The 16,228-nt window shown below is 51.1% G+C and carries 6 protein-coding genes; all 6 read left to right on the forward strand.

Features of this window, described 5'->3' with window-relative positions; genetic code table 11:
* Window positions 1–684: 684 nt before the first annotated feature.
* The 6 genes from ACR0J0_RS12545 (at window position 685) to ACR0J0_RS12570 (ending at window position 15,984) form a co-directional block, all read left to right on the forward strand.
* Window positions 685–5,289, forward strand: a complete 4,605-nt coding sequence (locus tag ACR0J0_RS12545) for a MupA/Atu3671 family FMN-dependent luciferase-like monooxygenase (protein ID WP_480664426.1) — start codon at window positions 685–687, stop codon at window positions 5,287–5,289.
* A gap of 38 nt (window positions 5,290–5,327) precedes the next feature.
* Window positions 5,328–11,603, forward strand: a complete 6,276-nt coding sequence (locus ACR0J0_RS12550) for a type I polyketide synthase (RefSeq protein WP_480664428.1) — start codon at window positions 5,328–5,330, stop codon at window positions 11,601–11,603.
* 347 nt (window positions 11,604–11,950) lie between these two features.
* Window positions 11,951–12,307, forward strand: coding sequence for a holo-ACP synthase (locus ACR0J0_RS12555; RefSeq protein ID WP_480664659.1), 357 nt, complete (start codon window positions 11,951–11,953; stop codon window positions 12,305–12,307).
* A 458-nt stretch (window positions 12,308–12,765) separates the two neighbouring features.
* Window positions 12,766–13,686, forward strand: a complete 921-nt coding sequence (locus ACR0J0_RS12560) for a glycosyltransferase family 2 protein (RefSeq protein WP_480664430.1) — start codon at window positions 12,766–12,768, stop codon at window positions 13,684–13,686.
* The gene (locus ACR0J0_RS12565) at window positions 13,686–14,945 is read left to right on the forward strand and encodes an O-antigen ligase family protein (protein WP_480664432.1); all 1,260 of its coding nucleotides are present in this window, start codon (window positions 13,686–13,688) and stop codon (window positions 14,943–14,945) included. The genes ACR0J0_RS12560 and ACR0J0_RS12565 overlap by 1 nt, the downstream gene beginning before the upstream one ends.
* 79 nt (window positions 14,946–15,024) lie before the next feature.
* Window positions 15,025–15,984, forward strand: coding sequence for a glycosyltransferase family 2 protein (locus ACR0J0_RS12570; RefSeq protein WP_480664434.1), 960 nt, complete (start codon window positions 15,025–15,027; stop codon window positions 15,982–15,984).
* The last annotated feature ends 244 nt before the right edge of the window (window positions 15,985–16,228 follow it).

The following is a 16,228-nucleotide window of genomic DNA, read 5'->3' on the forward strand; positions in this document are numbered from 1 at the left end:
AAATTGACGTCCCCCCGCACTTCGGAATATGCATGTAAAAGCAACAACTTGCGGGTCGGCCAGATACTGTAGCGACAGTTCTTCGTGAATACGTTCGGAAGCGCCTTAAGGCTGTGGTCGCCCTTGTCTTCACTTTAATCTCAGCCCTTTCGAACGTAGAACCACTAACTTACTGAGGGTAACATACGTATCTTTGGTGAGCATTGAAAGGCAATCTCCGAAAACTTTCTCGTATGGACCGGTAATTGTGTGGCGTCATGCTGTCGTCTTCAGCGCCTTCTGACAATTGCTGTTTGATCCGAAGCGGCATTCGCGTGCCCTTCGACGGCGCGATGCCGATCCAATGCACCCGACACAGCTCTTGTCCTTCCCCCTTGCAGCCGGGCCGTTAGACATCAGGAACCGCCCTCACACAATCCAACTCACTGAAGATTAGACTGAATGTTGCAAAAACCCGAGCCGAAACCTCAGATCACTTGGGAATTCCGGGTTGGGAACAGTTTTTCCAATAGGTACGGATTGTCTTGGGCTTGTAACCAGATACGTTAGCGGACTTGTAACCAGATACGTTAGGAGTGGCGCGATCTCGGATGATAAGCTAACCTTTCCTTTATGTCTCTGCGCTGGGGCGAGGGAAGTGTTATTGGAAGTGGTATTGCTAGTGTTATTGAGTGAGGGTTCATTATGCTTGAGACGGTCGCAAAGTTAGATACACCTAGCGCTGCGTCAGCGATTTTTGTTGGTGACGGAAGTCTATTGGTGACATGTGCCGAACTTTTCTTGTCTTCAGGCCATTCTATTGCAGGTGTTTCGTCTTCGTCTGAGGAGAACCTAAGCTGGGCGATCAACAGGGGCATCTCGTTGCTCGGGCCGGCGAAGGATCTAGACCTTTCTGGTTTGGAGTTTGATTTCCTATTTAGCGTTGCGAATTTGGAGATTTTGCCTGATCAAGCGATCGGGGCAGCAAAATCTATGGCGATCAATTTCCATGATGGCCCGCTTCCCCAATATGGTGGATTGAATACACCTTCTTGGGCGCTACTGAACGGGGAAAAGCGATACGGCGTGACGTGGCACGAAATGGTCGCTGATGTTGATGCGGGCCGCATCGTTAAGTCCCTGGAGTTTGAAGTTTCACCAAAGGAAACGGCCTACAGTCTGAACACAAAGTGTTACGCGGCTGCAACAGAGGCATTCCAGTCGATCATCGATGAAATATCTGCGAGTAGTCTTGAACTCTCTCAACAAGCGAAGGCACCCACGATCTACAAGAAGTCTCTTCGACCCAGCCAGTACGGGTTCATTGATTTTTCTCAACCTTCATTTGACATAGAACGTCTCGTACGTGCGCTCGACTACGGCGCCTATGATCACCCGCTCGGCCGTGCTAAAATCTGGTTGGAGGAGGGACCCGTTGTTGTGTCCAGGGCAAGTTCGGCGGCGTCGGACGACAATACTGCGGATGCTGGGCGCGTACTGACTATTGAGCCAGATAGCATTACCGTCGCAACTGGACACGGGGTCATAACGTTGTCCGGGATCCTTAGTTGCGACGGAAAGCCTGTCAATCTGAGCACCACATTGCAAAGGGGCCAAAAGCTCCCCCTCATTGGTCGCGATCTCCGGGAACAGATCGATGGTCAGCTGCCGGACTTGGCAAATGCACATGCATCATGGATTGAGGACTTTAGGGCTTCGAGCCCAGTTGATGTAGTTTATCCGCGGACTTTAGGAGATGGTTCGAGTACGCACGAAGCCAGCAATCAATTGCCATTGGGGGCTATTGAGACTGATGTACCGACATTAATTGCCGGCTTCTCATCTTGGCTGGCGATGCTCTCTAACAAGCTACACGTTTCCATTGCTTTAGAAGGTTCGCAATTCCTTCAGAAAGAACGCATGGCGCAAGGATTAGTCCGCGAAGACGTGTTACTCAATTTGGAGATTGATCAGAGCGCCAAGATTTCAGGCTTGGTTTCCGAGGTTAGACGAGCGTCCGAAAAAATTGTGGCAAGGGCCCCAATACTATGTGATGCAATTGCTTGCCTCGCTGACGAGGGCGAGCGTGACCGGGCGGTCGGTGCATTGAATGTGGGCGTTTACGTTGGCAACGGTCGTCCCAAGCCAAGATCTATCACGTTACACGTCGACGAAAATAGCCAAGAGCTATCTCTTGTCGTTGATCCGAGGGTTCACGATCGGACGGTTGCCGAAGTCATGGCGAAACATCTTTCGTTCTTCCTCGAGAAGTTTGTGGACGCACCAGGCAGCCAGATTCAGCAATTGCCCTTAGTCCCTGACAATGAAAAGGAGGTTTTTGATCGACTAAATCTAACGAACCAAGATTTTAGTGACGCCTGCGGCATTGATGAAGTCATATCCGCGATGGCCCGTGAGTTGCCCGATCACCCGGCCGTCGAGTGGAACGACGTCGTCCTATCCTATTCTGACCTAGAGGAACGTGCGGAGAGTTTTTCTAGGTTGCTTCTCCAAAAGGGGGTTGGAGCGCGCAGTATCGTTGGGCTTTGTATGGCGCGTACTCCGGACCTTATTGTCGCGTTACTGGGTATCCTTAAGTGTGGCGCTGCCTACCTACCTCTAGACCCGAGCTACCCGAGAGATCGTCTGCTGTTTATGTTGGAGGATTCCGGGGCGGAATTGGTTGTAACAGATCCAAGTAGCGCTGAACGAATCCAACATTGCGGTGCCGATACGGTCATGGTCGCGGACACACCGAGCATAGGCGGCATCAAGGCGCTTGAGCGAAGTTCTGGCGATCTTGCGTATCTGATCTATACTTCGGGATCCACGGGGAAGCCTAAGGGCGTGATGGTCACTCATCGCAATGTCCTTAACTTTTTTGCGGCAATGGATGCCCGTGTGCCAAGTGAGTCTGGTGGACGCCTGTTGGCCGTTACCAGTCCATCCTTTGATATCTCCGTCCTGGAACTCTGCTGGACCCTGTCTCGTGGCCTCACAGTGATTTTTCAATCACAAGACGCAATCGCCCACAGCAATGGCCCAGGTTTCAGCCTATTTTACTTTTCCTCCGACGCGGCGTCGAGGGGCCGTGAGGCGTATAGGCTTTTGCTGGAAGGAGCTAAGTTCGCTGACGAGAATGGCTTTGAGGCGGTGTGGACGCCAGAGCGGCATTTTCATTCATTTGGAGGATTGTTTCCCAATCCGGCAGTAGCAGGTGCCGCGGTTGCTGCAATCACAAATCACATACATGTCCGAGCCGGAAGCTGCGTGTTTCCGCTACATCACCCAATTAGGGCTGCCGAGGATTGGGCTTTAGTAGACAATTTGAGCGATGGCCGTGCAGGCATCGCGCTTGCTTCTGGTTGGCAGCCGAATGACTTCGTAATTCGCCCTGAGGCATTTGAAGAGCGCAAGCAGCATATGATCGATGGGATTGGCCAGTTGCGCGATCTTTGGCGCGGAGAGAAAGTGGCATTTCCTGGTCATGCAGGGACTCCAGTCGAAGTTTCGACGCTGCCAAGACCTGTCAAAGATGACATTCCAATCTGGATCACAGCAGCCGGAAATCCGGAAACGTTCGAGGTTGCGGGGAAAAACGGCTGCAATGTACTGACCCATTTATTGGGTCAAACCTTCGAAGAGGTGGCTGAGAAGGTTGCAGTCTATCGAAAGGCTTGGGTTGAAGCCGGGCACGCTGGGCAAGGCAAAGTGACTCTCATGCTCCACACTTTCGTCGGGGATGATCACGACTCCGTACAGGATGTGGTTCGTGAGCCAATGATGAACTATCTGCGCGGCGCAATGGACCTTGTAAAAAAGGCTTCGTGGTCGTTCCCGACGTTTGTACAACGCGGCCAGGAAACTGGTCGGACACCGGCGCAACTGTTCGAAGAGGAGGAACTCACAGAAGATGAGACCCAAGCTTTGCTGGAGCATGCATTCCAAAGATACTACAAGACCAGCGGGCTCTTTGGTGCACCAGAAAACTGCGTCGACATAGTTCGGAAGTCGGCGCAGATCGGCGTTGACGAAATTGCTTGCCTGATCGACTTCGGGATTGAAAAGAGCTTAGTCCTCGATCATCTCCCCTATATAAAGAAAGTGATGGATTTGGTCCGCGCGGAAGTCCCGGTCGACGCGAAGGCGTCGGTTGCGAATGATATTCTGAGCAAAAAAGTCACTCATTTACAATGCACTCCGTCGATGGCTTCGATGTTAGTAGCCGACAGCATTGGGAGGGCGGCTCTAAGTGAGTTAGACGTAATGATGGTAGGGGGAGAAGCTTTGCCATTGTCGCTCGCAACCGAGCTACGATCGAACCTTTCGGGAGAGTTTCTAAATATGTACGGACCGACTGAAACCACGATATGGTCCGCAACTCAAACCTTAGACAAAATTGGCGACTTTGTTCCTCTTGGTACACCTGTGGCAAACACTTCAATAAAAGTCGTCAATGAACACGGCGCGGAGTGTCCAAGCCTTGTGCCGGGTGAGATTGTCATTGGCGGGTCAGGTGTAACGAATGGCTATTGGAAGCGACCTGATCTGACTTCAGAACGCTTTATCTCAGACAGATTGGCAGATCATCAAGGAAAGCGCCTCTACCGAACCGGAGACTTAGCACGCAGACATAGCACAGGGGCTATAGAGTTTCTTGGACGCATTGATCACCAAGTAAAGATTCGGGGCCATCGGATCGAACTAGGGGAGATCGAAGCTGCGCTAAGCTCTCATTCGTCGGTGAGAGATGCTGTCGTGCGGCTTTGGGCCGAGCCTTCAGGTTCGCAGCTTGTTGGGTATGTCGTTCCAGTTGACGGTCAGACTGTGGTGGACACTGCAGCACTTCTTGAGGAAATTAGCGAGCGCTTGCCGGAAGTGATGCTTCCAACGTCCATTGTGAGTTTGTCGAAGCTGCCGCAAACACCAAATGGCAAGATTGATAGGAATGCCTTGCCTCCATTGGCTTCCGTCGCCAGACAAAGTGAAGAGGTAGCATCCGCAAACGATCTGGAAGCTTCGATCGCGTCGATCTGGTGCGAAATGCTGGGGATTCAGTCGGTTGGAATGACGGATAACTTCTTTGACCTCGGGGGGCACTCTTTGCTCGTGGTGCAGGTCCAGCGCTGCATAAAGCAAGAGCTGAAGCGTGAGGTCCCAATTACGGATATGTTCCGTTTCACTACAATTCGCGCTTTGGCGGAGCACCTTCAGGATGGAGAAACTCAAGAGACCAAAGGCGCTATGCGTGGTGTGGACCGTGCATCAATCAGGCGCAGCCGGATGACCCGTGGACGCTCGAGAGCATAGTGAGTCAGTGATTTTAGTGTTGTGTAGGGGGCAATCGAATGGTTCAGTCGTATGAAGGTGACAATGGCGACGCCATCGCAATAGTGGGCATGGCGGCGCGTTTGCCTGGTGCCCGAAACCCAGACGAGTACTGGCAAATGCTAAAAGCCGGCCGCCTCGGCACCCGTTGGCTTACCGATGATGAACTCCTCGCAGAGGGCGTGTCACCCGAGGAATTAAGGGATCCAAACTACGTCCGGGCGGCTAACCTTTTGTCAGACATGGAAATGTTTGATGCGGGATTCTTCGGCTTTAGCCCTCGTGAGGCCGATATTCTTGATCCTCAACATCGGCACTTCCTAGAGCTGTGTTGGGAGGTGCTCGAAGACGCCGCGCATATACCGGAGAATTTCGACGGTGCTATTGGTGTGTACGCCGGTTCGGGCATGCAGGCGTATATGCCCTATAACCTTCTATCGAACCCGGAACTTGTAAACGATGTGGGCCTGTTTCTTCTCCGGCACACCGGAAACGACAAGGATTTCCTGACGACGCGAGCTTCTTATCTTTTGGATCTGCAGGGGCCAAGTATCAATATACAAACTGCATGCTCAACGTCTCTGGTCGCGATCCACGAGGCGTGTCAGAGCCTGCTGAGCGGCGAATGCGACATGGCCCTTGCTGGAGGCGTGACGATTGAGTTGCCGCACCGCCGAGGATACCATTATGCCGAGGGTGAAATCCTTTCGCCCGATGGGTTGTGCCGAGCGTTTGACGATGCGGGCACAGGAACCGTATTCGGCAGCGGCGGTGGATTAGTAGCGCTGCGCAGACTAGAAGACGCATTGGCAGATGGCGACAATGTGCGCGCAATCATAGTAAGTAGTGCAATAAATAATGATGGATCGCAGAAGGCAGGTTACCTTGCGCCCAGCGTAGACGGACAGGCTGGTGCTGTCGCTGAGGCTCTTGCGGTCGGAGGCATATCTCCTGATACGGTGTCATACATTGAAGCTCACGGTACAGGAACAGCGGTCGGTGATCCCATAGAGCTCACCGCTCTCAGAGAGGCCTATGGCACAAATCTTCCGTCTGAAAGCTGCGGTATCGGGTCAGTAAAGACGAACATCGGGCATCTTGACACTGCGGCGGGGGTTGCGAGCCTAATTAAAGTGGTTCTGTCACTTGAGAATGAGGCTTTGCCACCAACATTGAATTTTGAGAAACCAAACAGCCGGTTCAACTTCTCAGAAAGCCCATTTTACGTACAGGATACCCTGCAAACTTGGCCAAGAGCATCCGCACCCCGGCGCGCTGGGGTAAATTCCCTCGGAGTAGGGGGGACGAACGCGCATGCCATTCTTGAGGAGGCACCGAAGCGGACCCAAAAACCTAGTAGCGAAGGGTTTAAAATTTTCCCGTTCTCGGCGCGGACCGAGAAATCCGCTGATGCATTACTGAACAAGTGGAGTCTATGGCTTTCGAACGAGAATAAGGGTGTCATAGCAGATGACGCTGCGTTTACGTTGCAAACCGGTCGGCGCCAATTCGACCACCGCCGCGCCGCTATCGCAACTGACCTAAGTGAACTGAAAGACGTTCTGCGTGATCGAACCGCTAGCAAGCGCTTTACGAAGGGCAAAGCAAATTCGAACAAGCCGGGTGTCGTGTTTATGTTTCCGGGTGGCGGGGCGCAGTTTCCTGGGGTCGGGCGCGAGCTCTATGAATCACTACCAGTATTCCGAAGCGCAATTGATGACTGCATCGCTTCACTCCCAGGGGAAGCACCTGCTGATCTGAAAGAAGCAATGTTTGCAAAGCAATCTGACCTAGAGCGCATTGGCCCGATATTGGCACGCCCCACCTATGCATTGCCCACACTGTTCGCGCTTGAATATGCTTACGCCCGGCTATGGATGTCCTGGGGCATCAAGCCGACAGCAATGATTGGTCACAGCGCAGGCGAGTATGTAGCGGCATGTATCGCCGGTGCGCTCACGCTGAAGGACGCCTTGGCAATCATCTTTATCCGCGCCCAACTTTTCGAAGTCGTTCCAGAAGGCAGAATGGTTTCTATCGGTTTGCCAGAACGGGAAGTAAGAGACCTTATTGGTGAAAATCTCGATATCGCTGCCGTGAATGGAGAGTCGGCATGCGTTGTTTCGGGCTCCGAGGCTGCAGTAGAGGAACTGGCGCATAAGCTTTCAGAGCGGGACATTCCGCTAAATAAGTTAAGGATAAATGTGGCGGCGCACTCGCGTATGCTGGACTCACAGTTGGAGGGCTTTCGCCGTAAACTGGAATCGATTAGGTTTTCCGATCTATCAGTCCCATGTATCAGCAACTTGAACGGGGATTGGGCATCTGGCAACGACATGACTACTGTCGATTATTGGGTGCGTCATTTAAGGAACACGGTTCGTTACGGTGACGGCATCTCGAAGGTTTTGGAAAAGCCGAATCAGATTCTCCTTGAGGTTGGTCCGGGGCAGAGCCTTGGAGCACTCGCACAGCTGGCACAATCCGATCACGAGCCCATCAGTGTGCTTTCTTCTACTCGCGCGCCTAACGAAGTAGATTCCGATCTTGCTTTCGCAATGACGACAGCAGCATCTCTTTGGTGTTGCGGAGCTGACATTGACTGGGCGGTGCTCCGAGAAGAAAGAGATCACAAGAAAGTTGCTCTGCCGACTTATGCGTTTGAGAAGGAATATCACTGGATTGAGCCAGGAAGCGGAGGGTATTTACCCGTCGCCGACTCGGAGCAAAGCGAGGTATCCCTCTCACGGATTGAGAACATTTCAAATTGGTTCTCGACGCACGAAATGATCAAGATCCCGTCATCAATCGGGACGGAAGATTGTACTGGTCGTTGGCTGATCTTCGGTGATGATTGCGATTTACATCGAGAACTTGTGGAGCGGATCGGGATTGGTGGCGGAGTAGTTACTTCTGTTTATCGCGGTGACGAGTTTAAAGCGGGGGATCGGGGCTATTGGGTTGCGCCCGGAGACTGGGAGTCTTTCGAGGCGCTCGTGGATGCATTAGAGCAAACTGGAGGCGTCCCTACGAAGATCGTTTACATGTGGCCCTTGGTTGAATTGGAGCAGACTGACTCCTTCATGGGAGCAATTGGTTTTTGTCGGTCCCTTCAGCTGAGCGGCGCGGGAGGCGAACATCGAATTGCTTTCACGACGGGCCTTTCTCCTTCGAATCCTGATCAGTTGCGTGCGCGTCCTACCCAATCCGCGTATTTGGGGCTTAGCAGAGTACTGCCCAGGGAGTGTCCGGGCCTATTTGCACAACAGATAGATCTCGTCGACGTCGGGGATGCCGCGAGCGCAATTCTTGAAACCATTCTGGAGCCGGCACAGCATGAACTTGTAGTTTATGAGGCAGCCAAAAGGTTAACGCAGCGACTTGTTCCAACCGAAACCCAGATCGCGGACGGATTACCGGATCGATTGCGAGAAAACGGAGTCTATTGTATCACAGGCGGGCTTGGTGGCATTGGGTTGAAGCTGGCAAATTATTTGTTCGAGACAGCGCAAGCGAAACTAGCTCTGATTGGACGGTCAGAATTGCCTCCTCGAGAAAAGTGGTCGAGTGAGATCAGTGCTGCACCATTTTCCCAAATGACAGAAGTTCTCCAGGCGCTTATTGACTTGGAGTCCAGAGGAGCAGAGCTGTGCATTGTAAAAGCGGATGTAACTTCAGAAGCAGAAGTAGTTAAGGCACTCGAAAAAATCGTAGAAAAGTTCGGACCGATAAACGGGATCATACACGCAGCTGGCACTATAGATGATGGGCCGCTTGCTTCTAAAACTGCAGATTCAGTGAAGAAGGTCCTAGCCCCGAAGTGGACAGGGACTCGAGTTCTCGACAAATTGATCCCGGATGGTTCTGTGGACTTCTTCGCAGTGTTTTCTTCTACGAGCCTACTGATCGGTCCACCGGGACAGGCTGACTATGCCTCGGCAAATGCGGTAATTTGCGCACACGCCTTAGCTCGAAAAGACGGTCTCTGCATCGATTGGGGCGTTTGGTCCGGCGTTGGTCTTGCACAAAAAACATATGGTGCGGTGTTGCCCGATGGCTGCGTTGAGGATCATCCATTTCTCGGCATCAGAAGTTCGCAAGAATCGAGTGTTTGTTACTCTGCGCTCTATCGACCTCATGATCTTTGGGTACTAAACGAGCACCGGCTCGGCGGCGTTCCAGTGTTTCCTGGCACGGGCTATGTCGAGATTGCAGCTGCGGCGGCTCGTGTTGAGCTTGACCAAAGCACGCTTGAGATCCAAAATCTCTCCTTTGAGGCACCTATGCGATTTGCGGGTGATGTGCCGCGGCTGGTTTTGACTTCTCTGAAGCCATCTGCACTCGGCTACGAACTGGAGATTGCGAGCAAGTCTGTTTTCGGAGATACGACTACAAGGCATGCAGTTGCTGAAGTGCATTCGCCGTCAGAGCACGAAATCCCTACTTGGGCGGACACGTTGCTCGGGGTTCGCGCTGAAGACTGCGAACAGATTGGTATTCGGCACCCCGATCCGGAAGTTCTGGAGTTTGGGGAAAGATGGCGTTCAATCAAGTTCGTCGGCACAGCGCCGGAAGAAATCACACTTGGACTCATCGAGTTGCCGTCTCGGTTTGATGCAGATTTCAATACTTTTGAGACACATCCTTCTCTACTGGATATCGCCGCAACAATCGGGTTGCAATCGATTGAGGATGGATATGGGAATGATGGTCTCTACGTGCCGATTTCCGTGAAGAGCGTGAAGCTTTACGCACCGATCTCGGGAAGCCTCAAAGCGATTGCCCGTTTGGTCGATGCTGAAGTTGGGCGTTTTGCAGTATTTAATGTTGCCGTGACCGACGCTCAGGGCCGGTTGCTGGCGGTGCTTGAGCAGTTTGCCTTGCGACGAGTCTCTTTGTCGACGATCAACGCTAATATTGAGGAAGAAGGGTCGTCACTGATCGAAGAAATGGTGACAAAGGGTATCCGGGCGGAAGACGCGGACGAGGTTTTTGGTCGCGTCTTTAACAGTAAATTGAGCCGCCTCACCGTGAGTTCGATTGAGTTACCGCAGTTGCGGCATGCTTTGTCTGTCTCTCTTGCGCCGACCCAGCAGAGAGAGCCCAATCGTTCAGAAGGTCCTTCCGGCGATTACGCAGACAAAGTTGAAGGAACGATTGCAGAAATCTGGAGCAATCTACTTGGAGTGGAGCGTATTGGTGTTGACGATGACTTCTTTGATCTCGGCGGTCACTCTCTTGCGGCGGTTCGCTTGTTCGCACAAATTCGAAAGGCATATGGCGTTTCACTTCCGTTGTCTTCTCTATTTGAGGCACCGACAATCAGCAAGCTTGCGCTCTTGGTGAAAGAAGAAGCAGATATTCCAGAAGAGCAAGCCGCGGACTCGGTGAAACAAGACGTGACGGAACCTGTAGCAATAGCGTCGGTTCAAGCGCCGGAGGCCAAGCGCGCATGGTCGCCGCTTGTACGCATTTGCGCAGGCGAAACTGGCCGGCAGCCATTGTTCGGCATCCATGGTGCGGGTGGAAATGTGTTGTACTTCAACGCTTTATCTCGGCATCTCGGCGGCGATCAACCGTTCTATGCTCTCGAAGCGCTCGGTGCAGACGGCAGGAATGTGGAGCCGCACCAGACAATCGAAGAGATGGCGGCTTGTTATCTCGATGCAATCCGGACGATCCAGCCACATGGGCCCTACCATCTAACCGGCTATTCTGGTGGTGGTGTTATTGCCTATGAGATTGCCCAAATGCTTCGCAAAGTGAATGACAGGGCAGAATTGGTGATAATGCTCGATACCATTTGCCCTGCGGCGGTTAGTAGGAGTGCTACTCCAATTCAACACTTTAAAAATGCACTAAAAAATCCAAGGTATCCGATCGCTTTGCTCAGGGCGTTAAAAAAGCAAAAAGACACCATGCGGGCTCAGGCCGATATGCTGCTTAGAACGGTGGATCATGCGATGCGTGGAGATGATCTTCCCTTGGATGCTATAGAGTTTAAAATTAGCCGACACTTTGCCAATGTTCAGCGCAAATACGAGGTGACTGGCTATCCCGGTGATATTGTCATAATGCGTGCCATGGAGGCGGGCCTCTTTTTCACGCGAGGTGGTAAGCAGCTTGGTTGGCAGGACTATGTATCCGGCTCGATTGAAGTGATTGAGTTTGATTGTTCGCATGCAACAATGGTGAGCGAACCCACAATCGGAGAAGTTGCAAAGACGATACGCCGCCATCTCGACGCAAAGAACGTAACGGATTTGGGTGGCGCGGATGAAAGACTAGTGTCGTAGCAGTGGCTGAAAAAAGACTCATATACGTATCCTATTTGCCGCTTGGAGGTATTCGAGGAGTCTTTTCGGACACATCGTTTCCAGCGAACATTCTGGAAAAAGCTTCGCGCTACCGATGCGAGGCTGACCGAGTCTCATTCCTTGCGTCTCACCATCTTCAGAGATTGGTCGCCGCCAGTTTTATTGGTGTTGAACCACGCGATGTGAATATTCGGCACTCCAGTACCGGGCGACCGGAGATTCGCGTCCCGGGTGTCCATGGCCCGCAAATACCGCAGATAACTGCCTCAAGACGCAGAGGATTGATTGCGGTTGCTGTCTCCGATGTCCCGACCATAGGAATTGATGTGGAGCTAGATTGCCAGATCGAAGAAGCTATGGATCTCCTTAGTCCATTCTTGGCACAGGAATCCTTGGCGAGAATCTCGCTAAGTGTTGGCAATGAATGCAATCTGGACTTTTTGACTTCATGGACATTGATTGAGGCATGTGGAAAGGCGGTTGGGGACGGTCTGCTTGCTTTCGATGGAGATTTGACGATCAGGCAAGTTGCAAAGAGGAGGTATTATTTGACTTCGTCAAAGGGAAGTTGGCAAGGTTTGAGCCGAAGAGTCCACAATGAGTATGTTATCGCTGTTGCCTGGACGGCTTCTGAAGCGCGTCCCGAAATAAGATGGCTATGTGGCGAAGACCTGTTCCGATGACTAGGTTTTGACCTAAAGACCTGCCCCTGAAATGTCCAGTGTTTAGGTTTAGTCTGTTCACCAAGGAAGGATACAGACTTGAAAAGAAGAAACCGTTCCGGAGTTTAACAGATCATTCGAGTTCAGGAAAGGTATGAAACTTGGCATAGTTCGAATGTCGATGGCGCACCGACTGTCAAAGGATGTTAGAATCTGACAGGTGTTGTTTGGATGCAGCTAAGGGTCAGACCTCAACAGAGAAACTAAAAAGTGCGGTCACTAAGGAGAGCAGGCCGAAATCTGTCAATTGTGTCCTTCCCTCGGGGAACTGGGCCACTACACTGGCTCCGGAAGGGGATTAGTCATGGCGAGGAAGCGACATTCGAACCAAGATATCTTGAAGCTGCTGCGTGGACGGTACTGATTGCCGACGCCTGAGAAATAATGTAGATTACACACGTAAATGGTTGAGTAAGTATATGGCTAAAGGTAATAAAATCCTTGTTGCAGTGCTCACTATGTCCAAGGCTGCAGCTGATCTTGAAGGGCTGCTAAATGGTCTTCGATCGTTATTGATGCCTAAAGGTTCAGAAGTCTATTTTGTTCTCATTCAAAACGGTGTCTCATCACCGACTATAGGCTCGAGCGAATTAGGCCTTACCGATTATAGAAACCCAAATGTCATTTCTGTGGAGAGGTTGGGCATTCCGCAGGCTAGGAATGCTGCATTGAAGTATGCGCAGGAAATGGGTTTCGATTGGTTGGCTTTCTTCGACGACGATGCAATCCCAGATCCCTATTGGATTATCGAGTTATTGGCTCCAACGAGTCGCGGCGGAGTAGATGCTGTTGCCGGGCCTCAGGTGCCTGTGTTCGCCGGAGATACCAAGACGAGGATAAATAGTTCCAAAGTCTATCAGGAGATGAAATGCGCATATGGCACTCAAAGGACATGGGCTGCGACCAACAATGTTATGTTCTCGGTCCAATTTACTGAGGAAATGGGTCTCGAGTTCAACGAGGAAATGCAGTCGGGCGGCAGCGACAAAGAGTTCTTCCTTAGATTCCATTCCTCTGGAGGTAATATTTTTTGGACGGATCGAGCAATTGTTGCGGAGAATATACCGACAAGCCGCTTAACACTCTCATGGATACGTCGCAGAGAGTGGCGCAAGGGAGCTACGGAATTCACAATTCAGAGTGGGGTTCATCGGAGTTTCCGTGCAGCTTCGCTGTGTGCACTTAAATCCATTTACTACTTTCTATCTGCAGCTATCAATCTGCTTCAGACCCTCGACAGCCGAAAATCAGGCTACGTAGATGCGATCGCAGACATAAGTCACGCAGCGGGGCTGGTTTTTGGTATTTCACCTTACTTTCGGCCTCGGAAATATACCTAATGCTTCCGGCGGAATATGGACCAAACCAGATCGGTTCGACGGACGTATTTTCCAAAGTGGTAACTGTCGCATATGCGCTATTTGTGTATTTAATTGCTACTGGATTGTTTGCGCCACTTGGACTTCATCCGACACTTTGGCTGATGGCGTATGCAATATTTATTTTACTAGTTGTTTCAAACTTTGTTGAGTTTCTTGGCGAGGTTATTGACAATCTCGTTTATGTACTTTTTGGGCTTCTTTGCTTGGTGTCCGCGTTATGGTCAGCTGCCCCGGAAGACACGGCCCGCTTTGGAATTCAAGCAACATTCTCGATTCTGATTGCATTGTTTATTGGTATGCGACTCAAGCCTACTGAGCTGTTTTATACTTTTTTGATAGTCTCGGTTCTCGGAGTTGCTATGTCTTGGATCAATCAGGGAGGGTTACTTTTCTCGCCGGTGAATGATAATGGTCTCTTTAGAGGTGCATTCGGTGGAAAGAACTCGTACGGAGAGGCCGCAATGGCGTTGGCTCTGGCATGCCCGATGGCCCTGTTCCTGCTGAGTTCGCGACACGTCTTCATAAAGCTTGCATTGACTGCCGTTCTTGTGGGGGGCTTCCAATTATTATTGAAAAGCCAATCCGCTTCGGGACTGCTGTTGTCAATCGGCGGGGTCATTCTCGTCGTATCAACGCAGATTTTCTTCCGGAGCAAGCTGGCCAGAGCCTTGATGGCGCTATTTTTCTCCATTGTAGTTTCACTTGCTTTAATTACAGCAATAGTGTTTGGCATTGACCTCTGGGGCGCACTACTCGATTCAGTCAACAAAGAAAGTACCCTGACGGGAAGAACTGTTCTATGGGGCCATGCAATGGCGCTTATTCAGGAGCACCCAATTTTGGGAATCGGCGCAAATGGGTTCTGGAATGGGGCCGAGTATAGGAATGAAGTAAGCGCGCTACAGAACATTTATGGTGATCAGGTTCTATCTTTTCATAACCTGGCTTTTGAACTCGCGGTATCCCTTGGAGTATTCGGGCCAATAGTTCATGCCTTAATGGGCTTGAAGACCTTCAAGCTTGGCCTCCTCTATGCCTTTCGGAATGGAGAACCACTGGGTATTTGGGTCTGCGTTTTAGTACTGTGCCTTTACGTTCAGGCTCTTTTTGGCACGACCCTCTATAAGCCACATGAAGCATCTCTGATGCTACTGGTTAGCTTTGGCGTTTCATTGGGCAGAGCCGTCTATCGCGTTGGGGCACCGTATGATTCCTAAGGTGATTTCAAGGGTGGGGAGGTGTGATGTCGACGCTCGCCGTCGGCGCCAATTGTTCGCATCCGGTAGGGAAATCCTTGTGGTTATCCCGACGCTCAATGAAGAAAGGAAGATAGAAGAGTGCTTGCAAAGCCTATATTCTGGTTCGGTGCGCATGGAAGACGCAAGCGTGTTTGTAGCCGATGGCGGCAGTGAGGACAGAACACTAGAGATTTTGACCAAACTATGTGAACAGTATCCGAATCTTCACATAATAAAGAATGAGCAGCGCTTGCAGTCAGCTGCCGTAAACTTGGTTTGCTTCGATCATGCAACGGAGGATCATAAATATCTTGTTCGTTGTGATGCTCATAGCATTTACCCACCAGATTTTGTGGGCCAAGTGGCGGACGGTCTTGCAGGCGACCGGATTGCTTCGTTGGTGGTTTCGATGGATGCTAAAGGAGACTCTGGATTCGGAGAGGCCTTGGCATGGGTGGTTGATACCCGTCTAGGATCCGGCGGCGCTCCCCACAGAGGTAAGAGTATTTCTCGAGAGGTTTCCCATGGGCACCATGCTGGCTTTAATATTCGCTGGTTTCGTGAGATTGGGGGATACGATGAGACTTTTAGCCACAATGAGGATGCGGAATTTGATCTGCGATTGACGAAAGCGGGTGGCGTAATCTGGTTAGAAAGTAGTCTCGGAATTACTTACATAGTTCGTAGGACGCCTTTCCTGCTTGCCAAACAATACTATAATTATGGTTTGGGGAGGGCCAAGACCCTACGGAAGCATTCAATGATGCCGCAACCTCGACAACTCATTCCTGTCGTAAATTTCTTGCTTCTGGTCTCGTCCTTTCTAGGATCTTTTATTGATCCTCTTTTCTTGGTTTGGCCCCTGACTTATTTCGCGATATTGATCGCAGTATCGGTGTGCTGCAGTGTTTCCTTGGGAAAGCTTCATGGAGCTTCAGCTGGAGTGGCATTGGCCATTATTCACAATTGCTGGGCAATTGGTTTTTTAAAGGGTGTGTTCAGGAGAAATCAATTTTAACGGAATACCCTATCTGACTTGGTCCATTGTTATGTTTTGGAATGTGAGGACAGAGAAAGGCGAACATGCGGCACAAGCCGGAGGAAATAGTTCAGAAGCAGCGTCAGTTGGAGCGCCTCATCTGCCAGACATGCCACACCAGAACAGGGGTGGGAGTCGTATGTTAGGCGGGAAACACGATATGCCTGTCCTACTGACTCATAAAATGGGCCGTAATGTCTCAAGGTCGCGTTCAATGGACACT

Source organism: Ruegeria sp. BF12 (genome assembly GCF_056538705.1).

Coding starts and splice junctions, on each gene's coding strand:
- ACR0J0_RS12545 (WP_480664426.1), top strand. CDS start 685: ATGCTTGAGACGGTCGCAAAGTTAGATACACCTAGCGCTGCGTCAGCG.
- ACR0J0_RS12550 (WP_480664428.1), top strand. CDS start 5,328: ATGGTTCAGTCGTATGAAGGTGACAATGGCGACGCCATCGCAATAGTG.
- ACR0J0_RS12560 (WP_480664430.1), top strand. CDS start 12,766: ATGGCTAAAGGTAATAAAATCCTTGTTGCAGTGCTCACTATGTCCAAG.
- ACR0J0_RS12565 (WP_480664432.1), top strand. CDS start 13,686: ATGCTTCCGGCGGAATATGGACCAAACCAGATCGGTTCGACGGACGTA.